This window comes from Candidatus Omnitrophota bacterium, from assembly GCA_030688425.1.
Taxonomy (GTDB): domain Bacteria; phylum Omnitrophota; class Gorgyraeia; order Zapsychrales; family JANLHA01; genus JAUYIB01.
The window spans coordinates 1-26,055 of record JAUYIB010000016.1 but is presented as its reverse complement, the minus strand read 5'-3'; the positions used below and the strand labels follow the sequence as shown (position 1 = coordinate 26,055).

The 26,055-nt window shown below is 57.8% G+C and carries 24 protein-coding genes; 1 reads left to right on the top strand and 23 read right to left on the bottom strand.

Annotated elements, in window-relative coordinates; translation table 11 throughout:
• Positions 1 to 44: 44 nt before the first annotated feature.
• The 7 genes from sucC to msrB form a co-directional block, all read right to left on the bottom strand.
• Complete coding sequence (gene sucC, locus Q8Q08_05910) at positions 45 to 1,175, bottom strand: ADP-forming succinate--CoA ligase subunit beta (GenBank protein MDP2653553.1); 1,131 nt, start codon at positions 1,173 to 1,175, stop codon at positions 45 to 47.
• A 76-nt stretch (positions 1,176 to 1,251) separates the two neighbouring features.
• On the bottom strand, positions 1,252 to 1,854 hold the full coding sequence (locus Q8Q08_05905) for a peptidoglycan-binding protein (GenBank protein MDP2653552.1): 603 nt from the start codon (positions 1,852 to 1,854) through the stop codon (positions 1,252 to 1,254).
• 19 nt (positions 1,855 to 1,873) lie between these two features.
• Complete coding sequence (locus Q8Q08_05900; GenBank protein MDP2653551.1) at positions 1,874 to 2,461, bottom strand: DUF502 domain-containing protein; 588 nt, start codon at positions 2,459 to 2,461, stop codon at positions 1,874 to 1,876.
• Positions 2,462 to 2,784: 323 nt separating this feature from the next.
• Positions 2,785 to 4,374 carry a sodium-dependent transporter gene (locus tag Q8Q08_05895; protein MDP2653550.1) on the bottom strand — a complete coding sequence of 530 codons (1,590 nt, stop codon included), beginning with the start codon at positions 4,372 to 4,374 and terminating at the stop codon, positions 2,785 to 2,787.
• 43 nt (positions 4,375 to 4,417) lie between these two features.
• Positions 4,418 to 5,380, bottom strand: coding sequence for a calcium/sodium antiporter (locus Q8Q08_05890; GenBank protein ID MDP2653549.1), 963 nt, complete (start codon positions 5,378 to 5,380; stop codon positions 4,418 to 4,420).
• A 181-nt stretch (positions 5,381 to 5,561) separates the two neighbouring features.
• Positions 5,562 to 6,071, bottom strand: a complete 510-nt coding sequence (locus tag Q8Q08_05885) for a peptidoglycan-binding domain-containing protein (GenBank protein MDP2653548.1) — start codon at positions 6,069 to 6,071, stop codon at positions 5,562 to 5,564.
• A gap of 249 nt (positions 6,072 to 6,320) precedes the next feature.
• On the bottom strand, positions 6,321 to 6,719 hold the full coding sequence (msrB, locus tag Q8Q08_05880) for a peptide-methionine (R)-S-oxide reductase MsrB (protein ID MDP2653547.1): 399 nt from the start codon (positions 6,717 to 6,719) through the stop codon (positions 6,321 to 6,323).
• Between the two features lie 252 nt (positions 6,720 to 6,971).
• Here msrB and Q8Q08_05875 point away from each other — a divergent pair, with 252 nt between their 5' ends.
• The gene (locus Q8Q08_05875) at positions 6,972 to 8,582 is read left to right on the top strand and encodes a hypothetical protein (protein ID MDP2653546.1); all 1,611 of its coding nucleotides are present in this window, start codon (positions 6,972 to 6,974) and stop codon (positions 8,580 to 8,582) included.
• Positions 8,583 to 8,609: 27 nt separating this feature from the next.
• Here the strand turns inward: Q8Q08_05875 and Q8Q08_05870 are convergent, their stop codons facing one another.
• The 16 genes from Q8Q08_05870 to Q8Q08_05795 form a co-directional block, all read right to left on the bottom strand.
• On the bottom strand, positions 8,610 to 9,230 hold the full coding sequence (locus tag Q8Q08_05870) for a YkgJ family cysteine cluster protein (GenBank protein MDP2653545.1): 621 nt from the start codon (positions 9,228 to 9,230) through the stop codon (positions 8,610 to 8,612).
• A gap of 72 nt (positions 9,231 to 9,302) precedes the next feature.
• Complete coding sequence (locus tag Q8Q08_05865) at positions 9,303 to 10,709, bottom strand: HD domain-containing protein (GenBank protein MDP2653544.1); 1,407 nt, start codon at positions 10,707 to 10,709, stop codon at positions 9,303 to 9,305.
• A 113-nt stretch (positions 10,710 to 10,822) separates the two neighbouring features.
• On the bottom strand, positions 10,823 to 12,715 hold the full coding sequence (locus tag Q8Q08_05860) for a GNAT family N-acetyltransferase (protein ID MDP2653543.1): 1,893 nt from the start codon (positions 12,713 to 12,715) through the stop codon (positions 10,823 to 10,825).
• Between the two features lie 109 nt (positions 12,716 to 12,824).
• On the bottom strand, positions 12,825 to 13,880 hold the full coding sequence (gene hypE / locus Q8Q08_05855) for a hydrogenase expression/formation protein HypE (protein ID MDP2653542.1): 1,056 nt from the start codon (positions 13,878 to 13,880) through the stop codon (positions 12,825 to 12,827).
• A complete protein-coding gene (gene hypD, locus Q8Q08_05850; GenBank protein MDP2653541.1) occupies positions 13,877 to 14,995 on the bottom strand; it encodes a hydrogenase formation protein HypD in 1,119 nt (372 codons plus the stop codon). Before hypD ends, hypE begins: the two co-directional genes overlap by 4 nt.
• A 114-nt stretch (positions 14,996 to 15,109) precedes the next feature.
• Complete coding sequence (locus tag Q8Q08_05845) at positions 15,110 to 15,358, bottom strand: HypC/HybG/HupF family hydrogenase formation chaperone (protein MDP2653540.1); 249 nt, start codon at positions 15,356 to 15,358, stop codon at positions 15,110 to 15,112.
• A gap of 1 nt (position 15,359) precedes the next feature.
• The gene (hypF, locus tag Q8Q08_05840; protein MDP2653539.1) at positions 15,360 to 17,681 is read right to left on the bottom strand and encodes a carbamoyltransferase HypF; all 2,322 of its coding nucleotides are present in this window, start codon (positions 17,679 to 17,681) and stop codon (positions 15,360 to 15,362) included.
• 23 nt (positions 17,682 to 17,704) lie between these two features.
• Positions 17,705 to 18,052 (bottom strand): hydrogenase maturation nickel metallochaperone HypA, encoded by a 348-nt coding sequence (locus Q8Q08_05835; GenBank protein ID MDP2653538.1) that lies wholly within the window; start codon positions 18,050 to 18,052, stop codon positions 17,705 to 17,707.
• Positions 18,045 to 18,485 carry a hydrogenase maturation protease gene (locus tag Q8Q08_05830; GenBank protein ID MDP2653537.1) on the bottom strand — a complete coding sequence of 147 codons (441 nt, stop codon included), beginning with the start codon at positions 18,483 to 18,485 and terminating at the stop codon, positions 18,045 to 18,047. Before Q8Q08_05830 ends, Q8Q08_05835 begins: the two co-directional genes overlap by 8 nt.
• Positions 18,486 to 18,555: 70 nt before the next feature.
• Positions 18,556 to 19,998: a Ni/Fe hydrogenase subunit alpha gene (locus tag Q8Q08_05825; protein MDP2653536.1), complete on the bottom strand. Its 1,443-nt coding sequence runs from the start codon at positions 19,996 to 19,998 to the stop codon at positions 18,556 to 18,558.
• Positions 19,991 to 20,533, bottom strand: coding sequence for an NADP oxidoreductase (locus Q8Q08_05820; GenBank protein ID MDP2653535.1), 543 nt, complete (start codon positions 20,531 to 20,533; stop codon positions 19,991 to 19,993). Before Q8Q08_05820 ends, Q8Q08_05825 begins: the two co-directional genes overlap by 8 nt.
• Entirely contained in the window at positions 20,530 to 21,246 is a 717-nt protein-coding gene (hoxU, locus tag Q8Q08_05815; protein MDP2653534.1) for a bidirectional hydrogenase complex protein HoxU, read from the bottom strand. Before hoxU ends, Q8Q08_05820 begins: the two co-directional genes overlap by 4 nt.
• Positions 21,247 to 21,256: 10 nt before the next feature.
• On the bottom strand, positions 21,257 to 22,915 hold the full coding sequence (locus Q8Q08_05810) for a NuoF family protein (GenBank protein ID MDP2653533.1): 1,659 nt from the start codon (positions 22,913 to 22,915) through the stop codon (positions 21,257 to 21,259).
• A complete protein-coding gene (locus Q8Q08_05805) occupies positions 22,912 to 23,424 on the bottom strand; it encodes an NAD(P)H-dependent oxidoreductase subunit E (GenBank protein ID MDP2653532.1) in 513 nt (170 codons plus the stop codon). Before Q8Q08_05805 ends, Q8Q08_05810 begins: the two co-directional genes overlap by 4 nt.
• A 117-nt stretch (positions 23,425 to 23,541) precedes the next feature.
• Positions 23,542 to 24,531: a dihydroorotate dehydrogenase-like protein gene (locus Q8Q08_05800; GenBank protein ID MDP2653531.1), complete on the bottom strand. Its 990-nt coding sequence runs from the start codon at positions 24,529 to 24,531 to the stop codon at positions 23,542 to 23,544.
• A 102-nt stretch (positions 24,532 to 24,633) separates the two neighbouring features.
• On the bottom strand, positions 24,634 to 26,055 hold a 1,422-nt coding region (locus Q8Q08_05795), incomplete at its 5' end, for a thiamine pyrophosphate-dependent enzyme (GenBank protein ID MDP2653530.1).

The following is a 26,055-nucleotide window of genomic DNA, read 5'->3' as shown; positions in this document are numbered from 1 at the left end:
ACACTTTTACGTGTGACGTGTGACTTGTGTCGTGCGACGTTATTTCATTTCGCCAATGCCACCGCCTGCTGGACGGCCTCGCGCATGGACGAATACGCGTGGATCGCGGTGGGCTCCAGGATATCCCTGGCCTCTTTCTCGTTGGTCCCGGCCAGCCGCACCACCAGCGGCACGCTGATCTTGAGCTGCTGGCGCGCGGCGATGATGCCGTTGGCGATGTCGTCGCAACGGGTAATCCCGCCGAAAATATTGATCAGGATCGCCTTGATCTTGGGGTTCCTCAGAATGATCTTCATGGCGCTGAGGACCTTCTCCGGATTGGAGCTCCCGCCGACATCCAGGAAATTCGCCGGATCGCCGCCCAGGATCTTGGTCACGTCCATAGTTGCCATGGCCAGACCCGCGCCGTTGACCACACAGCCGACATTGCCGTCCATCTTGACAAAGCTCAGATTGTGGTCCTTGGCCTCGATCTCGTCCGGGTCCTCATAACGCATGTCGCGCAAAGCAACGAGCTCCTCGTGGCGGAACAGCCCGTTGTCGTCGAAATTGATCTTGGCATCGGCCGCATACCAATCCCCTTTGGCATCGATCACCAGAGGATTCACCTCGGCCAGGGAGCAGTCATACTGAAAAAATACCTTCAAAATCCCTTCAAAGATCTTCGTCCCCTGCTCCTGGGATCCTTTGTCGGCAAAGACCGCCTTGATAAACGCGGGCCAACGGGCCGGGTCGATGCGTTTCTGCCCCTCGAGATAATATTTCTGGATCTTTTCCGGATGGGTCTTGGCGGTTTCCTCGATGTCCACCCCGCCTTCGGAGCTGGCGATCAGGACCACGTCGCCGCGCACAGGATCGACCGTCACGGCCGCGTAAAATTCTTTTTTGATATCGATGGCGCGGACGATCAGGATCTTCTCGACCGGGTAGCCTTTGATGACAAGGCTGCGCAGCTGCGGGAACAATTTGGCGAGATCGTCCCTGGTCTTGACGACCTTGATGCCGCCAGCCTTGCCGCGGCCGCCGACCAGGACCTGGGACTTGAGAACCACGGGATACCCGATCCTGTCCGCGATCTTCAGGGCCTCTTCGAGGGTGGCCGCGACCTGGCCTTCCAGCACGGGAAGCCCGGCTTTTTTAAAAAGGTCAACGGCTTGATATTCGTGGATTTTCATGAGAGGAAAAAAGATTTCCGCCCGGGGCGGAATGGATGAAACATATTATCACAGATCATTTTTGATGTCGAAAATTTTATCGGCTGCCCCGCTGCTTGGCCGGCGGCTTCTTCCGCGCGGCCGCGGAAGGTCTCGCTTCCTCGACCGAGCTGGGCGGAGGGAGATACACGGCAAGATTTTTCAGCGTCTTAAACCCGATCTTCCCGTCCTGTTTGAGCTTTTTAATGGCCTGAAACTTTTTGACCGCCTCAACGGTCCTCCGGCCCATTTTCCCGTCCACGCCCCCGGGGGACACCTTGGCGTTCTGAAGCGCCTGCTGGACCATCTTGATGTTCAGGTCTCCACCCTTGACCAGCCCGTACGGCTCAAACTGATTGAGGGCTTCCCACGTGGCGTAGTCCACGAACCGCGTGATCTCCAGATCATTGTCTTCCTGAAATCTCCGGATGGCCGTGCGGGTGTTGACGCCGAGGACGCCGTCCGGCGTGCCAACGGTATAACCGTAAAGCTTCAGCAGCTTCTGGATTTCCTTGACCGCGGGGCTGCTCTGGCCGGGCACGACCTCCCCCAGGAGATCCTTTTCCTCCGCCCCCTCTTTCTGCAACAGCCGGTAAACCGCGTCGCAACCCGTGCAGGACGTCACCATGATGAACAGGAGGACAAAAAATAATCGGCGCATGTTCCCCTCCTCGGGACCTTTAGTCGACCATGTCCGGCCCGATGATCCCACCGGAAACCACGACACGGATCCCTTCCTCAACGGTCCACTTGGGGTCCCTGGTCTTGGCGGGGTCCACAACCGTCACAAATCCCGTCGTGGGATTGGGAACGTTTGGAAAAAAGACCCTCAAAAGCTGACGCCCGGTTTTATTTTCTTTAAAGGCCCCCGTCACAAAACCGATCGCCCAGATCCCGTGGAAGTCCACCAGCACCACCCGCTCGAACAATTGCTTCTCCGGAAGAGAGAGACTGAACGACACCTGCTGGCCGATCTGATAAATCGTCCGGATCAGCGGGATCCGGGCGGTGATCTTCTCAATGAGCCCAAAGAGCTGTTTGCCGATGGCAATACTGGCCAGGAGCCCGATAACATACAGCACGACCAAAAGCAGCAGGATCCCCAGCCCCGGGATCGAATACCCGATATATTTTGAAACCAGGTTGATGATCTTCTTGTCAATAAAGAAATAGATGAACCGCACGGCCAACACGGACAGCGCGATGGGAATCATCGCCAAAAGGCCGCGGAAAACATACATCCGGAGATGCCCCAGGAACTTTTTCATGTACCCCTCCTTAAACGATTTCTCCAAACAACGCCCGCAGACCGGCAGTGCGCATCCCCAAAATCACTTCTTAAACAGGACCCGCTTGTAACAATACCCGGCGACCACGAGGATGGTCCCCCAGGACAAAACAAGAAAAATCCAGCCGCCGATGGTCATATCTAACTCCCTCATAAGCCCCAGCTACTTCATGCTACGGAGCAAAACAGCGGGGCACAACCCTCATGAATCCCGACTGCCTCGCCATGGCTCGGCAAACCGTCGGGACTAATTCGCGCAAATTATTTACGTCGCCCTACGGGGCTCCGTAAAAGATGCGCTCATTAGATGTCGAAGTCTTGGTACGAATCCAGCTTAAAAAACAACTCTTCCTTGTTCTTCCTCTGCCAAGCGAGCCTGACAAGATTGACAAGGACCAACAGCATCACCAGCAGACCGATGCGCGTGGCAAGGACATAAATCTGGTTTTCCGGCGGAACGTTCTTCATCATGATGAACGGCAGCCATTCCTGCCAAAACCAGGTCCCCAGGATGATAAAAAGGAACGCCGGCGTCACGTATTTGATGATGAACTTGTAAATCCTGGGGACCTGCATGTCCGCACCGCGGTGGATCTCGTCCCACGCCCGCTCCAGGCCGAAGACCCAGGAAAACAGTACGACTTCGATCGTGGCGAAAATGACGAGGAAAAATGTCCCTCCCCAAAAATTAAGCTCTTCCACCACGCCGTTTTTCAGGAAAAAGATCGCCGGCTGGCACAAGACAAATGACACCGCGCCAAAAATGGCCACGGCTTTCTTTTTGGAAATATCGAATTCATCTTCCATAAATGCGATGACCGGCTGGGCCAGGGACACCGAGGACGTGATCCCGGCCAGGAACAGAAGAAAGAACCAGAGAAATCCCATGATCTGGGCCCAGGGCAGATGTCCCAGAATGATGGGCATGGTCACGAAACCCAGGTCGAAGGTCCCCTTACTCGCGATTTCCTGGATCTGCTGAGGTCCGAAGAAAACATACGCCGCCGGGATGACAATGCTGCCCCCCAGGATCACTTCCGCGATCTCGTTGGTCCCGGCGGACGTGGTGCCGGAAAGCACGACGTCGTCCGCTTTTGACAGATAACTGGCATAAGTTAAAATCACGCCGATCCCGACGCTCAATGTAAAAAGGATCTGCCCCGCCGCGTCCAGCCAGACCTTGGCCCTGGTCAGGGCCGAGAAGTCCGGGTTCCAGAGAAAACCAAAGCCGTTGGAGATGTTCCAGTCCGGCCTCGACGGGTCCGGGGTCCCGAGTGTCACCACCCGGATCAAAAGGATCACCGCAAAAAAGAACAACAGCGGCATCGCGATCTTGCACAGCCGTTCGATCCCGCCCTTGATCCCGAAATAAATGACAGAGATGTTAAGCCCAAACGTGATCAGGAAAAATAAATACGCCCATCCCATGCCGTCAAAAAACTGGTTCTGCTCCAGCCCCTGGTAGCCGCTCAGGAAACTCCGCATCGCGTCCTGGTTCCCCAGCCCCTGATACTTGCCCATCAGCGAAAAGACGCTGTAAGCCAGACTCCAGGATCCGATATAGGTGTAAAAGATAAAAATGACCAGCGGGCCAAAGATCCCGATCACGCCGAAATATTTGATGAACCGGTTTTTCTGCCAGACCGTATGGAAGATTCCCGGCGCCGTGCCGTGGCCGAAGCCGCCGCCGAAACGCCCCAGGGTCCACTCGATCCACATAAGCGGAAGGCCCAGCACGAGAAGCGAGATAAAATACGGGATCAAAAACGCGCCGCCGCCGTTGGCCGCGGCCATGGCCGGGAACCGCAAAAAATTGCCGAGTCCGATGGCCGATCCGGCCACGGCCAGGATCACCCCGATCCTGGACGACCAATTCTCTCTCTTCGGTTTCACGGCATTTCCTGGAATTTCTTTCACCGGCCCCTCCCCTGTGCAACTATCCCCGATTGATCAGGACGATCACATAAATCACATAGCACGCAACAAAGGCCATCCCCTCCCAGCGGTCCAGCAGGCGCTTTTTGCCGGTGAACATCGCGGCAAACAACAGCGCTGTGGCCGCGATCATGATCCCAATATCGAAATTGTTTTTGGGGGCAAAGGGCAACGGCCGGATCACGGCGCTGACGCCGAGAATAAGAAACACGTTGAAAATATTCGAACCCACCACATTTCCGATCGCGATGTCCGTATTCTTCCGCCGGGCCGCCACCAAGGACGTCACAAGTTCCGGAAGACTGGTTCCCACCCCCACGATCGTGATCCCGATCAGGGACTCACTGACACCCCAAGCCGTGGCCATGTGAATCGCGGAATCGACGATCCATTTCCCGCCGACCACAAGCCCGACCAGGCCCAGGGCAATAAAGGCGAACGATTTCGCCATCCCGAAGCGGACCGGCTCATGCCCTTCGGCCAGACTTTCATAGTCCTGGGCAACAACAAAAACATAATACAAAAAAATGACGAAAAATGACAAAAAAACAATGCCGTCAATACGGGACAGGGAAGAAGTCTCCGCGCCGTCTATCCACTGGTCATTGGCCAGGACCAGAACAAGGACGGCGGCGAGAAAAGCAAGAGGGATCTCTTTCCAGGTCGTATTTTTGGTGACTTGCAGAGGATAGACCACCGCCGATATCCCCAGGATCACGAGGATATTGAAAAGATTGCTCCCGACCACGTTGCCGATCGCCAGCTCTGAATGACCGGTAAAACTCGCGAAGACGTTGACGAACATCTCCGGCATGGAGGTCCCGAACGCCACGACCGTGAGTCCCACCACAAGGTCCGAGACCTTCATCAGGCGGGCCAGAGAGGACGCCCCTTCGACCAGAAGGTCGGCGCCCTTGATCAACAGCCCAAAGCCCAAAATCAAGAAAAGGATATCGATGATCATGAAAGTCAACTTCTCAAAAAGAGGTCCAAGCTGTTCCCATTTTACCAAACCTTGCCCCAAAATACGAGAAAAGCGGAAAATTCGCATCCCGGGGACAAAAAACAAAACCCGCGGCAAGGATCAACAACGGATTCCCTCCAGCGGGTTTTGACAATAGTCCTAAAAAGGCACTGCCGAGATATTAATTGGTGACGCCCCGGGTCACAGCGGCCTGTTGGTTGGCCGTGAGATACGGCGCAAGCTTTTCCCAGGTTTTCGGCCCGACTTTGCCGTCGGCGGTCAGGCTGTTCTGTTCCTGGAATTCACGGATGGCCCTGCGGGTTAGGGGGCCTATCACGCCATCCACGCTGCCATCGTAAAATCCGGCATTTTTTAACGACTGTTGAATGTCCTGCGCGCCCGGCTTCTCAAACGCCCGCGACTGGTTCATGATCTCTTGATGCTTGGCCACCGTGATTTCCAGAGCTGTCTCGGGGTTGGCGGAAGCGACCGCGGCCGGATCCACTGGCTGGGTCGGGTCGATCATCGTCACCTCGTTGAGGACGGCTTCATTGGACCCCGTCGTCGCATTCTCCTCCAGAACGATCTCCATGTCCTCCAAAAAACTGTCTTCCTTCGATTGCTGCCCGCCGCATCCGGCCAACATGATTCCTCCGAGAACGACACCCGTCACGACAATGCTCTTTTTCATCTCTCACGATCCTGTTTTGGGAAGATTAATACCAACCGGCAAGGCGCCCTGGCCCGGCCATTTTTATACGTGCTTAAGCAAGCATCCCCCGCGCCGCCTTTATGAGGACGGCTCGAGAGAAGGCTTTCCGTAAATCCTTGGGTTGAATTGGAAATATTGAAGTCCGCGGATTTGTTAAAGCAATATTAAGTTTTATTCTATAAAAAACTCGATGAATGTCAAGCTGTTTTCCTGACGCCATGCCAGGGATTATTTTCGTTTTTCGATGAACCGCAGCGCCGCCGAATTCAGGCAATAACGCTTGTGCGTCGGGGGAGGGCCGTCGTCAAAGACATGCCCCAGGTGGGCCCCGCAGCGGGAGCACAACACCTCGATCCGCTTCGCCCACAAGCCGTTATCGTCCTCGTAAAGGATATTCTCCTCGGCCAATGGCTTCCAGAAACTCGGCCATCCCGTGCCGGAATCATATTTGGTTTCGGAACTGAACAGATCGTTACCGCAACCGATACAGACGTAGACCCCGTGGCTTTTGTAGTTCCAGTATTCGCCGGTGAAAGCCCGCTCCGTCCCCTTCCGGCGGGTGACCTTGTACTGCTCGGAAGTCAGGATCTTTTTCCACTCGTCCTCTGTCCTGACCACGCGGCCCACTTCTTCATAACCGCCCTTCGCCGCCTTAAAAACGCGGACCTTGGACGGCTCAGCGCCTCCGCTCTGAGCGTTCATTTCATCGGCCCCTCCGTTGGCACAAACCGTCATCACCATGAACAACAAAACAAAAACCCGCATGGCCCTCCTCCGAATGCCGCCATTTTTCATGGCTTTCATTAAAACAAACCGCCGTCAGCCAGCGGAAAAATTTTTGCCATCTTGCTCCTGGAAAATTGATGTTATAATAACCCCATGCGTTTTGACCGTTTCTGGGGAATGGCCGCGTTCGCCGTTGTTTACCTCTATATTCTCGCCGTTCTTTTCAACTATGAGAACGCCTGGATGCACTATGAAACCGCGCAAATCACTCCGGCGGTTTTAAGCCAGCCCTCCGCCCCGGAACGCTTCCTCCAGGCCTTGAACTGGGGACTGCTCGAAGGGGCTTACGAAGGGATCCCCCGGTCGAGGCCGCGGATCCTGTCCCACATCCTGGAGGTCGCCAACATCCTCTTTCGCAACGGACTTTTTCATGCCGTCCCGCCGCACCCGTCCCTCTCTCTGTGGATTCCGGTGGCGCTGTTTCTGTCGCCCTATCTCCTTTACCGTTTCCTCGCCCTATTGACCGCCGACAAATTCGCCGGGCTTGCCGGCGCCCTCATTTACCTCTGCTCGGCCGGAAACCTCATCCCGGTCATCATGCTCTTTCATCCGTCAAAGACCATGAGCAACTTCTTCTATATCCTCTGTCTTTACCTCGGGCTCAAGGCGGCCCGGGCGGCGGAAGCAGGCGATGGAAAACATTTCCGAAAGGAATACATCCGGCTCTGTCTGGCGCTGTTTGTTTCCCTCTTCTTCGACGAATATTCCCTGTTTCTCTTTGTGCTGATCCCGGTTTTTTATCACCGGCTGTTCACGGGCCCGGCCAAGGGATGGGCCACCGCCGGATTCCTCGCCACAGCCGCGCTGTTTTTCCTGACCGTGACCGCCGCCCTGCCGGCCCTTTACGCGGCCGCCGGCTTCCCCGGGTTCAATGTGTTCACGGCCACGGATTTCGACAAAGGTCTTCCCATATTCAACCCGTGGATAACGTCCGTAAATTTTGTTCTCTGCCTGCACGACAACCTTCTGGCAGGACTCAACGCCGGGCTGAAAAATCCCGACATCAGCGTCTGCATCACCAATTTTCTATCCGTGCGCAACACGCTCGACCATCCGGACAATATCCGGATCGGATGGGACATCCTCCTCAACAGGGACCCTTCCCTGCTTCAAGTCCTCCACAACATCTTCACCATGGCCTTATTGGCGGCGGGGGGTTTCGCGCTGACCAGAAAAACACAAACCAACGCCAGTCGTGCGATCCCTTTTTATCTGTTCAAATCCGTGGCCGCCCTGGTCCTCTACGCGGCTTTCTTCTCTTACCTGCACACGACCAACAACATTATTTCCGGGTGCGGCTGGTACGCCAGCAGTTTCAGCGCGCTGTTCGCCGTGATGATGGCCCTATTTTTGAAAATGGTGCGCGACCGCGTCCCCAGGGGCGGCATCCTTGTGGCGCTGTTCAGTGCCACGCTTCTGGTAAATTCGCTGGGAAATGTGCGGGACCTGAATGCCGCCTGGATGATCCTCAACCAAATCAGGAATTACAATCAGGTAGCCCTATGGCTGGGCGGGGTCGAACGATCCAAGCTGCGCCAAGCTTACGCTTACGACCTCACCCTCAAGCATAACAACCGGACCATTGTGCTCAAGGCCTGGAAGGCGAGGCATGACCGGCTCGCGGTCCAGCTCCTCCTCAAGGAAGCGTCCGCCCCAAAAAGCGTCGTCTCATTTCTCAATGCGGAATTGCCTTACATCCGGTAAGAAAACGGCAAGGACAGCGCCCCGCCGTTAACGGCGGGACCGCAGGCTCATCCGCAGCCCGATCCTTTCGATGGCCCGGTGGATCGCGTCGTTGATCGGCACCTGCTTCTGGCCCAAAACGGGATCGATGGGGGAAACACGCAGGATATAATCGCTCATGACAGGCACGGGGAGGCCTGAATCGATGTGCTTTTGGACGTCCAGATAATCCGCGGTCTGATTCTCTTTGATCCGGGCGCAGGTCATAAGCACCCGATGGCCTTGCTTGTCCCGATTTGCCGAGAATCCGAACAGGCGGCAGATCAACGGACGCAGGGGATACACGGAACAACGCCCTTTCCCCTGTCCCGCGGGATCCGGTTGATAAAAAACACAGGGGGAAGGGTTGCCGGCCTTTTCAACGGTCTCCAGCCAGCGGGAGGCCTCGCCTTTTTGCCACAAATGCGCGGCAAGCGGCATCATTTCCAAAACAGTCGTTTCCACATGGGGGCCTTCGCAGCAACGCCCGCATCCCGGCTGGCATCCGAGGCGCGTCCTCTTTTGAAAACGGGCGATATCCCGGCCCAGCGTCCGGAACAAGTGCTGGACGACCAGGACCTTCCAGAAATCGCTTACTCCCAAATACCGAAAAAACTCCAAAATGCTCATCCCTTCTATTCCAAATCCATGATGCGGCGCGCCTCTTGACGCAAGGCCTCGAGGTTGACCAGCATGAAAATCTTAAAATTTTTCCTCACGAAGAATCTGCAAAAAAATATCGACGACTTCGGGGTTAAACTGGCCTCCCTTGTGTTTCTTCAGCTCCTCAATCGCCTCCCCCCGGCTCATGGCATGGCGGTAGGGTCGATTGGATGTCATGGCGTGATACGCGTCGGCCACGGAAACGATGGAGGCGAAAATGCTGATCTGGTCCCCCTGAAGCTTATCGGGATAACCGTTGCCGTCATACCGCTCGTGGTGCCCGCGGACAACGGCCAGCATCTCTTTATCGATAAGGACCGGCTTTAAGATTTCCTCGCCGATGACGGGATGTTGCTTAATCACCGCCCACTCTTCGGGAGACAGCTTGTCCTTCTTGTTGAGGATGCTTTCCTGCACGCCGACCTTGCCTATATCGTGCAGGAGGGTCATCTGCTTGAGCATCTCCACGGTCTCGGAAGGGAATCCCATGCGCCCCGCGATCTTGACGACCAGTTCGGCCACGGCCTCGGAATGGCCCCGGGTGTAATGGTCCCTGGCCTCCATGACGAGGACCAAAGATCTCACGACGTCATAAAAATAATTGATGATCCTTTTGCGCGATTCGCCCAGGCTTTGGGCCATGTCGTTGAACGACGAGGCCAGTTCGCTGATCTCATCGTCCCCTTTCACCGTGACGCGATGGTCCAGATCCCCCCTGGCCAGGACCCGGGTCCCCTCGATCAATTCTTCAACGGGGGACGTGACGCTCCACGCCAGGCGGGCCCCCACGAGAAAGCAGATCAGGATCCCCAGAACCAGGACGAAAATCGTGCGGCGGTAAACCTCCCTCTGCATCAAATAAACATCCTTGGACTCGGCGTCCACGCCGACGATCGCGACCGCGCGCCCCTCCCGGTCGCGGATGGGCGCGTATCCGGACAGGGTGACGGCCCATTCATCCACCTCAAAATTTTTGTCCACGGACGGGCCGTCAAAGGCCGCCATCATTTCCGGAAAACGGGACGCGTCATAGGTGTCGCCGGGATAAGACGTCAGGTCGCCCCAGTGGGCCTTGCGCTCGACCGGGTCAGGATCGACGATGAACTGCCAGATCCCATGCTTGTCTGTTTTTTTCATCGTATATACATATTTGATGTGTGGGTTCGCGTCCTTGACTTTCCTCAGCTGGTCGGCGATATGGCGGTAGGCGGAAGACTTCAGGCCCTCCTCGCGCAAAGGCACCTGCTGGAGAAGGTCGGGATCGATCCCCCAGGCGGTCATCTGGGCGATGGATTTCAGGTGATTCCGGATCATGTTGAATTCGGCGTCGAGGGTGAATTTATAGATGAGGGAATTGCTGACGGACAGGACGACGAGCATAGAGAGAATCATCAAAAGCGCGACCTTGACCTGGAAGCGCTTCATCAACAGGATGAGTTTGCCCATAATCCTCCTTGGATGGGTTGGCAGCGACGGCAAAGCACTGGATAAAAGTATAACACATTCTCGGGGGGAGATATCTGAAAATTTCACGACCGGCGCGGGCCCGCGCGCCCTGCCTATGTGCGGGGGGATTGTTCCGGAGAACTGCCGGGGGCCATGTCCTGGTGGACGTGATAACCGTCCACTTTTTTGCTTTCCTCAGCCAAAAATCCGTTGCGCTTGAAAATCTTCAGCATCGGGCTGTTGGTCTTGGACATCGTGGCAAACAACTGCTTAACGCCATGGCTCCGGGCCGCCTTGGTCAGGCACTCACAGAGGAACGTTCCGATGCCGAGGCGCTGATAATTCTCTTTCACCACGATCCCGACTTCGGCGGCTTCGTCGTCCTGGCGGATGTAACGGCCCAGGCAGACCATCTGACCGTAGGGCTGCCAGCTGTCAAAACCGGCGATGGCCATGTCGCGGTTATAATCCACCGAGACCCTGGCCTGCGCGACCTCGTGCGGCATGGCGTCGACATAGGAAAGATACCGCTGATAAATCGTGTCCGGTTCATGACTGTAAAAAAAATCCTGGATCGCTTTCTCGTCGTGGGGGCGCAGGGGGCGGAAGTACACGGTCCTGCCCTTGAACATGTGGCTGTGGGGGATCAGGTCCTTGACCGGGCTATGGTCGTCCTTGATCGTTTTCTGATCGAGGTAGATATAATTTCTCTGTTTAAGATAATCCAGCAGCCCGTCCCGGAATTTGGGGTGCGCGATCTGGATCAGCGCCAGGGCCCGCTCGCGGATATTTTTTCCGTGAAGATAAGCGGTCCCGTATTCGGTCACGACATAATGCACGTCCGCGCGGGTCGTGACAACGCCGGCGCCGGGGGACAGCGCCGTAACAATGCGCGACACCTCGCCATGCCTGGCGGTCGAGGTCAGGGCGATGAACGACCGCCCCCCCTTGGACCGTTTGGTGCCGCGGACAAAATCCACCTGCCCTCCAAATCCGCTGTAAAACCGCGTGCCGATGCTGTCGGCGCAGACCTGGCCGGTCAGGTCGACCTGGATCGCGGAATTGATCGAAACCATGTTGTCGTTCTGACAGATCACGAACGGATCGTTGGCGTATTCGGTCGTGCAAAAATAAAAATCCGGATTCTTGTCCACCACGTCGTAAATCTTCCGGCTGCCGAGCGTGAAGCTGACCACGGACTTGCCCCGGTGCAGTTTTTTGCGCCGGTTGTTGATGTTCCCGTTCTTATAGAGAGAAACAACGCCATCAGACACCATTTCGGAATGAATCCCAAGATCATTTTTATCGGAAAGGTTCCGCAGGACCGCGTCCGGGATGTTCCCGATCCCCAATTGTAGCGTGTCTCCGTCGCGGATATACCGGACCAGGTGCCTGCCGATTTCGGTCGAAGTCTCATCCGGATCGCCCTGGGGAAATTCCACCAGGGGCTCGTCCATCTTGACCAGATAATCCACGGCCTTCAGCGGGAGCTTGCTTTGCCCGAGGGTTTCCGGCATGTGCCTGTTGACCTGGGCGATCACGATGTCTGCCACGGCGATGGCCGCCGGCAGGATATCGACGCTCACGCCCAGGGACACATAATTGCGTTTGTCCGGCGGTGAAACCTGCAGCAAGACCGCATGAATGGGCATCTGGCCGGTCTTGAACAGCCGGGGAATCTCGGAAAGAAAGATCGGGATATAATCCGCGTAGCCGTCCTCGACCGCCTTGCGGACGTTGGGGCCGATGAAAAATGCGTTGTGGCGGAAATTCTGCGCGTACCGGACTTCGGCGTAAGGGGCGATCCCCGGCGTCAACAAATGGACAACTTCATTGTCATGAAAATGCGAGGCGTTCCGTTCAAGCGCCCGGACCAGGTGCTGGGGCTCGGCGCAGCCCGAGCCGACGAGGATCCGCTTGCCCTTATGGATCTTCCGGATCGCCGCGTCGGCGTCCACCCAGACGGGCGAACGTTTCTTGAATTTATAGGGTTCGTAGTATTGCATAAGCTTGTCTGGAAAAACGAAGATAGAAAATGGATGATGGAAGATGGAAAAATCTGCTACTATTTTTTATCCATCCTCTATCTTCCATGTTCCATCTTCCTTAATCTTCTTAACAGATCCTCGGCAATTGTTCTCCGCTGAGCATGTCCACGATACGGTTGACGCCGATCCGGCTCTTCATCGTCACCATCCCCGGATTCTTGCCAGAAATGACGCCGATCAAACAGGCGTCTTTGCCTTCCGGCGTCGACCGTAAAATTGCGAGCGCCTTTTCGGCTTCTCCAGCCGGGACAAAAATCACCATCCGTCCTTCGTTGGCCACATACAGAGGATCAAACCCCAGCATTTCGCAGGCACCGCGGACGTCCTCGCGCGCCGGGATCAATGTTTCCTCGATCTCGATCCCCGCGCCGGAGGATTGCGCGATCTCGTTCAGGGCGCTGGCAAGCCCGCCGCGGGTCAGGTCGCGCAGACAATGGACCCCGATCCCTTCGGCCAACAGCCGGCTGACCGCTCCCCACAACGGGGCTGAGTCGCTTTCGATCTTGCTTTCAAATTCCAAGCCTTCTCTCGCCGCCATGATGGCGATCCCGTGCCGGCCCAAATCTCCGCTGACGATCACCGCGTCGCCGGGCTGGACGCTTTTGGGCGCGATCGTCAGCCCGTGCTCAATGACGCCGATGCCGGTCGTGTTGATAAAAATCCCGTCGCCTTTCCCCTTGTCCACGACCTTCGTGTCGCCGGTCACGATCTTGACGCCGGACTTCAGGCACGCCTCGCGGATGGAACAGGCGATGCGCCACAACGTCTCGATGGACAGGCCCTCCTCGAGGATCAACCCGACGCTGATATACACCGGGCGGGCGCCGGACATGGCCAGGTCGTTCACCGTTCCGTGGACCGCCATGGACCCGATGTCTCCGCCGGGAAAGAACAGCGGCCGCACAACGTAAGAATCCGTGGTCATGGCGATCTTCGTCCGCTCCAGCGTCAGGACGGCGGAGTCGTGTTCGGCCTTGAACGCGCAATCGGCAAAAGCGGCCAGCAAAATTTTATTGATCAGCTCGTGCATCAGCGTCCCGCCGCCGCCGTGGGCCATCAACACGTGAGGATATTTCTTGATCGGAACAGGGCAGGACAGAGAAAAATCTTTAGGAGGGGTCATGATGCCGTCTCCCCGCCGGTTTTCCTGGCATAAACATGACGATACCGGTAATACGCCGCGCAAGCGCCCTCGGAGGAAACCATCGTGGCTCCCAGCGGACGCTCCGGCGTGCAGCGCGTCCCGAACGCCGGGCACTCGTGCGGCTTCTTGATCCCCTGCAGGATCATACCGCTGATGCATTCTTTGGACTCTTCGTTTTCCTTCACGGTCAACGGGAAACGCGACTCCGCGTCGAATTGCGCGTATTCCGGCTGGAGCCCCAAGCCGCTCTGCGGAATCTCCCCGATGCCGCGCCACTTGCGGGAAACGACACGGAAGACCTCGCCGATCAGATATTGGGCCGGGCGGTTCCCTTCCTTGCGGACGGCGCGGGAATACGGATTTTCAACTTCATGCCGCCCTTCTTCCAGCTGCTTCACGCACAGATAGACGCCTTGCAGGATGTCCAGCGGCTCAAACCCGGTCACCACCATCGGGACCTTGTACTTCTCCGCGAGCGGGGCGTATTCCGTATACCCCATGACCGTGCACACGTGCCCGGCGGCGAGAAATCCCTGCACCCGGTTGTGGGGCGAAGACAGGATAGCCTCCATGGCCGGCGGGACAAGGACATGAGAAACCAGCATGAAAAAATTATGGACCTTCTGGCGCCTGGCCTGAAAGACCGCCATGGCATTGGCCGGCGCCGTTGTCTCAAATCCGACGGCAAAAAACACGACCGGGTTGAGCGGATTGGCCTGCGCGATCTTCAGAGCGTCCAGCGGCGAGTAGACGATGCGCACGTCCCCGCCCTCGGCCTTGACGGCCAGGAGGTCTTTGTCCGACCCGGGCACCCGCAGCATGTCGCCGAACGAACAAAAAATGACTTCCGGCCGGGAGGCGATCTCGATCGCCTTGTCAATGAGCTCCTGCGGCGTGACGCAGACCGGGCACCCCGGGCCGTGGACCAGGGTGATCTTGTCCGGAAGGACCTCGTCGATCCCGAATTTGACGATGGCGTGCGTCTGGCCGCCGCACACCTCCATGATCGTCCACGGGCGAGTGGTGATCTTATGGATCTCACGGCTCAACACCCGGGCCGCCTGCGCGTCTCTGTATTCGTCGATGTATTTCATGGCTTAAAACCTGAGAATGGGAAATGGATACTAAAAGCCGCTGAACTAACTTTTTAAGTGAGCCCGCTAATCTTTCCCCGTCCATCTTCCATTTTCAATCCTCCCTCCCTGACCTCACGTGCTTTTCAATTCTTCCAATTCATCCATTTTTTTCAGATACTCAAACACCAGCAGGGCCTCCTGCTCGTCCACGACGCTGATCGCGAACCCGACATGCACAATGACGTAATCCCCGACATTGGCCTCCGGCACATACGCCAAGGACACGTCTTTCACGATGCCGCCGAAGTTGACCTTGCCCGTACGTGAAAATACGTCTTCACCGTTCACGCTCATCACTTTTCCCGGGATCGCCAGGCACATGCTATCTTTCCTCCTTCATCCGCTGCAGGGCCGCAACCGCCTGGCCGAAAGAAATGCCGCCGTCGTTGCAGGGGACATAACGATGCCAGTGCGGGACAAAACCTTCTTCTCTCAATCGCCTCACGGCCCGTTCGGTCAGATAACGGTTCTGAAAACAGCCGCCGGTCAGGCACACGTCCCGCAGGTCCGATTGGCGGGCGATCTTCACAACGACCTCCGCCATCGTATTATGGAACCTGGCCGAAATCTCACCCGTCGGCGTTCCAGCCTCCCGGTCCCGAATGACATCCTCCATCATCGGCGCCCAGTCGATCACAAAGCCGGCCCCCCCGCCCTGCTGACCGCCAGCATCAAAACGATAGCACATATCCGTGGAAAATCCTTCCAAAATAAATTCCAGGGCCATGGCGGCCTGCCCCTCAAAACTTCTGCCCTGGCGCAGGCCCAGCAGAGACGCGACAGCATCAAAAATCCGGCCTGCGCTCGATGTGCGGGGAGCCGCAATGTTCTGCTCCATGATCCTGAGACAGACCCCCAGCTGCGCCTCTGTCAACGCAGCAAAAGGAGGAAGATCCTTATAAAGCGAGATGTCTTTCCCATACATCTCGTGCAAAACGCCCATCGCCGACCGCCAGGGTTCACGCGCCGCTTTTTCTCCTCCGGGCAGCCGGAAATGCCGGAAATACGCCGCCCTGCGGAACGATGAGAACGTGGAGACCAGGAATTCGCCTCCCCAGACCGTCCCGTCGTGCCCCCACCCCGTCCCGTCCCAGGCCACCCCCAGCACCGTCCCCGTCAAACCGTTCTCCGCCATGCAGGACACCACATGCGCATGGTGATGCTGAATGGCGTGGACAGGAAGTCCCTGGCGCCGGGCATACTGTGACGAGGCATAATCCGGATGCATGTCGCAGGCGACCGCCGAAAGGTCCGCCCCATACAACCGCGGCAAGTCCCGCACGCTGGCCGTGAAGGCCCGCAACGATTCCTCGGTTTCCAGATCGCCGATGTGCGGGCTGATGACCGCGTTTCCGCCGACCGAAACAGTCACGGTATTTTTCAAATGGGCCCCGACAGCAAGAACAGAGGCATGCGGAGTCGTGACATCCGGCGGTAATACCACCGGTGCCGGGGCATAGCCGCGCGCTCGACGGATCACCAAGGGACGGTCCATCATCACCCTCACCACAGAGTCATCCATCGGCCGGACAATGGGGCGGTCGTGGATCAAAAAAATGTCCGCGATGCCTTTCAGCCGGGCCATCGCTTCATTATTATCAGTGCAAATGGGTTCGTCGCTCAAATTGCCGCTGGTTGCCACCACAGGAGAACCCAATTCCCGCATCAGGATATGATGCAGGGGGCTGTACGGCAGCATCACACCCAGGTTGGGGTTCTCCGGCGCCACAGACAGGGAGATGTCCCCGCCGGGCTTGCGCCGCAACAACACGATGGGGGCTTCCGGTGACAGGAGCAGCCCGCGCTCCAGACCGTTGACAACACAGGCGTTCTGCGCGTCCTCGATCGACGGAAACATCAGGGCAAACGGTTTTTCCTCCCGGTGTTTGCGCAGGCGCAGTTCGTTCACGGCCTTTTCGTTGCGGGCGTCCGCGATCAATTGAAATCCGCCGATCCCTTTGAGGGCCAGGATTCTTCCGCCCTCCACCGTTTTCACCGCGGCCAGGAGCGCATCGTGGTTCTCGCCGAGCAGCGCGCCGCCCTCATCCCTCGCCTGCAGGCGCGGCCCGCACGCCGGGCAGGCGTTCGGCTGGGCATGGAACCTGCGGTTTGACGGGTCATGATATTCCCGGCTGCATTCCGGGCACAACGCGAACTTTTTCATGACCGTGTTCTTCCGGTCGTAGGGAATGCCTTCGATGATCGTAAATCGCGGGCCGCAGTGGATACAATTGGTAAAGGGATATAAAAACCGGCGATCTTGAGAATCAAAAATTTCTTTGAGGCATTCCGGGCAGGTGGCCAGGTCAGGGAGGAGAGAAACGGTTTTTTTACCGGAAGACTCGCTGGCCAGGATGCGAAAATCCGTGTCCCCGACGGAATCCAGCCAGAAATGGCGGACATCCCGGATCACGGCGTGCTGCGGCTTTTCGGAAACAAGGCGGCTTAAAAAAATCCGGAGCGCGTCCACCCCGGCTTCCGCCTCAATGGTCACTCCCGATGGAGAATTGTTCACCCAGCCCTTGAGCCCCAGATCCGTGGCCAGCCGGTAAACAAACGGACGGAACCCCACGCCCTGCACCGTTCCATCAAGAACGACGCGCATCCGTTTCGTCCGGCAATGGGGTGAAGCCCGTAAAGACATTTCGGTTTCCTCATCTCAATCCGTCAGCGGTCCGGGGTGATCAATTCTGCCGTGATGCTCCCTCCGGCGATCATCTCCACGTCGCGGGAACCGCACGACGAGCACAGCATCAGATGATGGTCCTCGACCCCGCCTTCCATCCCGCAATGGCGGCACAGGACCCGGACCGGCTCCTCTTCCAGCTCAACCATGATGCCCTCGAGCTCGGTGCCCCGGGCAAGCATATCGTAGTGGAACAAGACGGCCTCTTTGTTCAAATGGAAAATTTCTCCCACCTTGACCTTCACGCGTTTGGGCCAGATATCAGGCGCCTCTTTCACCTGCGCGATGATCGCCTTGACGATCTGCTCTGTAAAACCGGCTTCATGCATCGGGCGGTCCCTCCACAATAAACTTCTTGATCAAGGCCACGGCCTCATCAACGCGGGCCAGGACACGGGGGGACAGCGTCTCCCCCATCTCAAAAGACTCCCCGCGGATCGAGCACAAATATAAAGGAAACGTTCTATTATAGATGATTCTGGCCAAATGGAGGAAAAGCTGAGGACTTAAATGATGAGAAGACGCCATGCCTGCGGAAGGATCCACGCCGACCTTTTCAAAAGATACATCCTCGCCTGTTTCGCAAGCGTCCACGAGAATGACCCCGTCGTGCCCGCAGGCCTCTTCCAGAAGCTCAAGATGCAATTGATGGACGGATTTAAGGGTCAGGTTGGGGATGTGGTGTTCTTCCAGCCGCCGGAGGACAACCCCCGCGACACCGTCATCCGACCGCATTGGATTGCCGTACCCGATCACCAACATTGTAACACCTCCCGCCCCGGCTCACCAGCTCACCGGGCGTGACAGTCAGGGCTCTTCACTCGTTGCCCTGTCACCCCCTCTGGATAAGATTGAGCACGTCCCCTTTCTCGTTCAAAATCTCGATCTGAAGCGGCATGGACCCGATCGCATGTGTCGAGCAGGAAAGGCACGGGTCATAACAGCGGATGGCCGCTTCCACGCGGTTCAAGGCCCCCTCGCGCACATCTTTGCCATTGACATATTGGCGGGCGACCTCAAGGATGGACCGGTTCATGGCCGGATTGTTCTGCCCTGTGGCGATCAGGAGATTGACCTTGGTCAAGCCCCCGTTGGCGTCCGTTGTGTAATGGTGGAACAGCGTCCCGCGGGGCGCCTCGCTGCAGCCGATCCCTTCGGCCTGGTTCCGCCCGGCGGAGGCCTGGACCTCCTGCGAGAGGATCCCGGGATCATCGAGAATGACCTTCGCTTCCTCAATGCAGCCCAAGGTCTCGATCAACCGCGCGTAATGAAAATGGAATGTGCCGTGCACGGGCCGGCCCTTGCCCAGGGCCTTGAAATTCTCGAATTCCTTTTGCGCCAAAGGCGTCTTCATCCGGCTGGCCACGTTCAGGCGGGCCAGCGGCCCGACCCGGTAAAAACCTTTTTCATACCCGTACGGTTTGTAATACGGGTATTTCAGGTATGACCAGGAGATGGGCCGCTCCGCGATGTACTCAAGATACCGCGCCGGATCCAGTTGATCGGCCACGACCTTGCCGGCGGCGTCCACAAAGCGCAAACGCCCGTCGTAAAGCTCAAACTCTCCCTCGGGTCCGACCGTGCCCAGGTACAGGGTTTCAAAGTTGGCGAAAGAATCCACCTCGGCCGGATTTGCCTCGTAATATTTTTTATAAATGTCCAATCCCATCCGCGTCGTTTCCAGGGCCTCGGGGATCCAGTCCAGCAGGGCCTTGCGGTCGCTGTCTTTCATCGGGTACGCGAACCCGCCGGCCGTGATCCCCATGATGTGGATCTTTTTGCCGCTCAGCCGTTCGCTGATCTCCTGGCCGAATTTGCGCAGACGGATCCCGCGCTTGGCGAGGTCCGGAAATTTCTCGGCGATGCCGATGATGTTGCGCTTGGCCGGGTCCGAATCCCATCCCAGCAACAAGTCAGGAGAAGAGAGATGAAAGAAGCTCAGCGCGTGCGAGGAGATCACCTGGCCGAGATGGATGAGCCGGCGCAGAAGATGGCCGGTGTACGGCACCTCGATTTTCATGATCATCTCGCAGGCCTTGGCACTGGAAATCGCGTGGCTCACCGGGCAGATCCCGCAGATCCGGGGGGTGATGGACGGCATCTCGGTGAACAGGCGGCCTTCGCAAAACTTCTCAAACCCGCGGAATTCGTTGACGTGAAAGCGGGCGTCCTCAACAGAGCCGTCTTCTTTCAATTGGAGAGTTATCTTGGCGTGCCCTTCGATGCGGGTCACGGGGCTGATCGTGATCTTTCTTTCGTTCGCTTTATCAACCATATTTCAGCTTCCTTCCTTGCTCGAGATCGGGAATTCGATCGTTCAGCAGCTCAAACAGCACGTAAAAGATAAGGTCAGCCGACGGCGGGCAGCCGGGGATGTAATAATCCACCTTGACCACTTCGTGCAACGGCCGCACACGGTCGAGCAGCTTCTGAATCTCCGGAGAATCCGGGACCTGGCCCTCAGTGTCGTTGCTCTCCGCTTCCACATAGGCGCGGGTCAGGGCCGCTTCCTTGGTGACGGCGTTGCGCATGGCCGCCACGTTGCCGGTCACGGCACAGTCGCCGAACGAAACCAGGACCTTGGCCTTCTGCCGGATCAGCTGGATCTCGTGCAGATGCTCGTCGCTGGCCACGGCCCCTTCCACCAGGGCCACGTCCACATCCGGAAATTCCTTCCCGTCCACAATGGGGCTTTTCACGATGTCGGCCAGCTTGGCCACATCCAGGATCCTCTCATCAATGTCCAGCAGGGACATGTGGCATCCGGAGCATCCGGCCAGCCATACGGTACCAATCCTTTTTTTACTCATAGGTTCATCCTTCTCTTTTGGACCAGGTCAACGATGGATTCGGGCGCCTTGCTCATCTGGCCCTGCGAAACATTCTTATCCCACAGCGCGCCCGTCGGGCAGACGTTGAGGCACTTCCCGCAGGAAGTACACGTCACAGATTCGCCCCACGGCTGATTGAAATCGGAAATGATCCGGGACGAAAAACCCCGGCCCATGATATTCCAGTTGTGCGCGCCTTCCACCTCGCCGCAGACGCGGACACAGCGCGTGCACATGATGCAACGGTTGTGATCGATGACATACTTGGGATGCGAGGCGTCCACGTTGCAGGACGGGAACAAATAGGGGAACCTCACATGTTCCATGCCGACCTTATAACCGAGGTCCTGCAGTTCGCATTTGTTGTTGGCGACACACACCGCGCAGACATGGTTGCGCTCCGCGAAAAACAGCTCCATGGTGATCCGGCGATATTTTTTGAGCCGATCGGTTTGCGTTTTTATTTTCTGATTGGGCGCGACCTTGGTGGTGCAGGCCGGCAGCAGCCGCGGAACGCCTTCGATCTCCACGAGGCAGAGGCGGCAGGCGCCGACGTCGGTCAGCCCTTCGAAATGGCAAAGGACGGGGAGTTCGACCCCGTGCTCCTTGCAAACCTCAAGGATGGTCTTGTGCGGTTCGACCTCCAGGGGCTTGTCGTCAAGCATGATGGGAATCTTGGCTGTCACGGTCATTATGATCTCCTCAAGCCGCCGCGGTGTTCGCGGGTTTCTGTTGGATGTGGTCCATATATTCGTTGCGGAAATACCGCAAGGTGCTCAATAAAGGGTTAGGCGCCGACATGCCGAGCCCGCAAAGACTGGCTTCCTTCACATAGACCGCCAGCTCCTCGAGCAGTTTCAGTTCATACAGCGTCGCCTGGTCGGTGCAGATATTGTTCAGCAGATCATACATCTGTTTGGTGCCGACCCGGCAGGGCACGCACTTCCCGCAGGACTCGTCCATGCAGAACTCCATGAAAAACCGCGCCACGTCCACCATGTCGGATGTCTCGTCCATGACAATGAGCCCGCCGGAGCCCATGATGGAACCCAGGCCGACAAGCGATTCGTAATCCACCTTAGTGTCCAGGTGCTGCTCGGGAATGCATCCGCCCGACGGACCGCCGGTCTGCGCGGCCTTGAATTTCTTGCCGCCCGGGATGCCGCCGCCGATGTCGAAGATGATCTCCCGCAGGCTCGTGCCCATGGGGACCTCGATCAGCCCGGAATAATTGATTTTGCCGGCGAGCGCGAAGACCTTGGTCCCGGCGCTCTTGGGCGTGCCGAGCTCGCTGTACCACTCACCGCCCCTGAGGATGATCGGCGCGACACTGGCGAACGTCTCGACGTTGTTGATCAAGGTCGGCTTGCCCCACAGCCCGGCTTCGGCCGGATACGGCGGCCTGGGCCTCGGGACCCCGCGCTTGCCTTCGATGGAAGCGATGAGAGCGGTTTCCTCGCCGCAGACAAAAGCGCCGGCGCCGATACGGATCTCCACGTCAAAACAGAATTCGGTGCCCATGATATTCTTGCCGAGAAGCCCATATTTGCGCGCCTGCTTCAGGGCCTGTTCAAAACGCTTGATCGCAAGAGGATACTCCCCGCGGATGTAGGCGTAACCTTTCTGCGCCCCGATCGCGTAACCGGCCAGGATCATGCCTTCCAGCACGCGGTGGGGATCGCTTTCAAGGACGCTCCGGTCCATAAACGCGCCGGGGTCGCCCTCATCGCCGTTGCAGATCACATATTTCTCATTGGACACGTATTTGTAAACCGTTTCCCATTTCAAACCCGTCGGGAAACCGGCCCCGCCGCGCCCGCGCAGGCGGCTGTGCTTGATCTCGGCGATGACCTCTTCCGGCGACATCATGCGGATCGCTTTGTTGAGCGCCAGGTACCCTTCCTCGCTGATATAATCCTCGATCACCTCGGGATTGATCCTCCCGCAGTTCTCCAAAACGATCTTGTGCTGCTTTTTGAAAAACGGGTCCTCGGACGTCTTGACCGGGGCTTCTTTGCGCGAATCGGAAAACAACAACATCGGCCTGACCGGCTCCTGCTTTTCAAGATGGCTTTCCACGATCGGCCTGAAATTGTCCTCGGTCACCTTTTGATAAATCGTTTCGTCCGGCAGGATCTTGACGAGAGGGCCCTGGTTGCACGGCCCCATGCACCCCGACGGGATCACCCGGATCTCTTTGTCCAGCCCCTTGTCCTTGACCGACTGCTGCAGGCCCTTAAGGACCTGCTCGCTTCCCGAGGAAATGCAACCGGCCCCACAGCAGACGCAGACTTTTTTCTTGAAGCCGGCGTTTTCCTGGCGGACCTTGTTGGCGATGTCGTGAAGTTCCTGCAAATTCATTTCTGGGCTCCAATCTTTGAATGGACCAACCCTTTAATATCTTCCGGTTTGACCCGGGGGAACATGACCTCGTCCATCACCATCGCCGGAGCCAGGCCGCACGCCCCCAGGCATCGGGCCACCTGCAGGCCGAACCGGTTGCCCTCCGTGACTTCCCCGGGTTTGAGATGGAATTCTTTCTCAAATTCTTCAAGGAGGGACTGGGCTCCCTTGACATAGCACGCCGTGCCGGTGCACACCAGGCAGTTGTGCTCGCCCTTTTGCTTCAAAGTGAAAAAATGGTAAAACGTCACCACCCCGAATACGCGGCTCGGCGGCAGGCGCAGTTCGCGCGTGATGTAACGGATCACGTTCATCGGCAGATACCCGTAGACGGTCTGCGCCGAATGCAAAATCTGGATGAGCGCGTCCGGCCTGTTCCCCTCCTTTTTGATCGCCGCCATGATCAGCTTGGTGCGCGGATCGTCCTTGGGGAGTTCGGACTTGTGCTTTTCTTTGGCCATGATCATAGGTGATGGTCCTCTCTGACTCTTACCCCGGCTGCCCCATCGCTTCGCGGGGCAAGGCGGCCGGGGTTAATTCGCACAGTAACTTGCGTTCACTTCGTTCCGCAAGTTACGTGCTCATTAATAATAACTTTTCAACATCTTGATATAATTCGCCCGCTCGAACGCTTCCGGGTTCGGGCAGGATTTTTGGCTCACGCTGCCGCGCATCTGATTCACGGATTCATATTCGTGCTCTTTCATCCACTGTTCGACCCCGGTCAGGATCTTCCGGGTGTAATCGATCCCGTTGCGCAGAAGCGTGGAGCAGACCATGGTCACGTCGGCGCCGGCCATGAGCATCTTCAGCACATCCCGCGTGTCCAGAATCCCGCTCGTGGCCGCGAGGTTCGCCTTCACGTTACCGTAAAGAATGGCGATCCACCGCAAAGGCAGGCGCATGGCCTGCGGGGTGCTCAACAGGACGTTGGGAACGACGGCCAGATTTTCCAAATCGATATCCGGCTGGTAAAAACGGTTGAACAGCACCAGGGCGTCCGCGCCGGCGGCGTCCAGCTGCTTGGCCATGTTGGACATCGAGCTGAAATACGGCCCCATCTTCACGGCCACCGGGATCGTCACGCTGGCCTTCACGGCTTTGAGAATGTCCACGTGCGTTTTTTCAATTTGTTCCCCGGAAACGTCCGGGTCCGTGGCCAGGAAATAAATATTCAGCTCCAGGGCGTCCGCGCCCGCCTCCTCGATGAGCTTAGCGTATTTGACCCATCCGCCCGCGGTGTATCCGTTCAAGCTCCCGATGACCGGGATGCCCATGGCGGCCTTGGCCTTGCGGATATGCTCCAGGTATTCCTCGGGCCCCAGGACACAATTGGACGGCTCGGGAAAATACGTGAGCGATTCCGCGAAACTCTCGGTGCCGTACGTCAGATAATGGTTAAACTCATCGGCGTCGCGGTTCAGCTGTTCCTCAAACAAGGAATACGAGACAATCGCCGAGATCCCCGCGTCTTCCATGCGGCGAAGATTATCCATGCTTTCGGACAATGGCGAAGCTGAGGCGACAAGGGGATTTTTGAGCTTCAGCCCCATGTAGGTTGTTGAAAGATCCATATCTTTTCCCTTTCCCTGTTGCTAACCCCAGTTGCCCAATCGCATGGCGGGCAAGGCGCTGGGGTTAATTCGTCCCGCTGCCTGGGCAAAAAGCGGGACTCATTAACCGTTGACGGGTTGCTGACCGTTCGAACCGGACGCGGACATGGCCTCGTAAATCTTCCAGCGGTCATGCACGTCTTTTTGAGCGAGCTCCATGAGCCGTTTGGCTTCATCGGGCTTGCTTTTGCTCAGCATCTTAAACCGGTTCTGCCGGTAAGCGTATTCACTCAAAGGAATTTTCGGAGCCGTGGAATCCAGGACCAGCGGATTTTTGCCTTCAAACGCCAGGAGGGGATTGAAACGGAACAGCGGCCAGTATCCCGACAGCACCGCCGCCTTCTGGTCCTGCAGGCCGGTCGTCATGTTGATCCCGTGGGCGATGCAATGGCTGTACGCGATGATCAGCGACGGTCCGTTATAGGCCTCGGCCTCCAGGAAGGCACGCACCGTGTGCTCATCCTTGGCTCCCATGGCCACGGCCGCGACATAAACGTAGCCGTAGGTCATCATCATCCGGGCCAGGTCTTTCTTGGCCATGGATTTCCCGCCGGTGGCAAACTTGGCCACGGCGGCCCGCGGCGTGGCTTTCGACATCTGGCCGCCGGTGTTGGAATACACCTCCGTGTCCAGGACCAGGACATTCACGTCCCGCCCTGAGGACAGGACATGGTCCAACCCGCCGAACCCGATGTCGTAGGCCCACCCGTCCCCGCCGACGATCCACACGTCCCGGCGGACCAGGACGCCGGCGATGGCCTCCAGCTGACGAGCCACGAGCGCCAGATCCGTGGGTGCGTCCGTCAGCCGCTGCCGCAACTGCGCCACACGTTCACGCTGTGCGGCGAGCCCCGCCTCGTCACCAGCTGCCGCACCAGCGAGCACCGCGCCGACGAGGTCGCCCCCGAGGTGCGCGGAGAGCTGACCCAGCAGGTGCTCGGCCACGACACGCTGCTCGTCGAGCCCCACCCGGATGCCGAGACCGAACTCGGCGTTGTCTTCGAACAGGCTGTTGCTCCAGGCGGGGCCGCGACCGTCCGCATTGGTGGCCCAGGGGGTGGTGGGCAGATTGCCGCCGTAGATACTGGAGCAGCCCGTGGCGTTGGCGATGATTGTGCGGTCGCCGTAGAGTTGGCTGATCAGCTTCAGATAGGGGGTTTCGCCGCAGCCCGCGCACGCCCCGGAGAACTCGAACAGCGGCTGCAACGTCTGGGTGTGCTTGACCGTGTCCTGGCGGATCGTGGTGCGGTCCGGGTAGGGGATCGACTGGAAGAAGCGGAAGTTGTCACGTTCCCGGTCGCGGTGCTCGGCGGCCGGCTCCATGTCGATCGCCTGGTGGCCGACCTGCTCCTTCGACACCGCCGGGCAGGCCTCGACGCACACCCCGCACCCGGTGCAGTCGTCGGGGGCGACCTGCACCGTCAACAGGTGGTCGGTCAGGTCGCGGTCCTTGAAGGGCTTGCACAGGAAGCTGTCGGGTGCGTC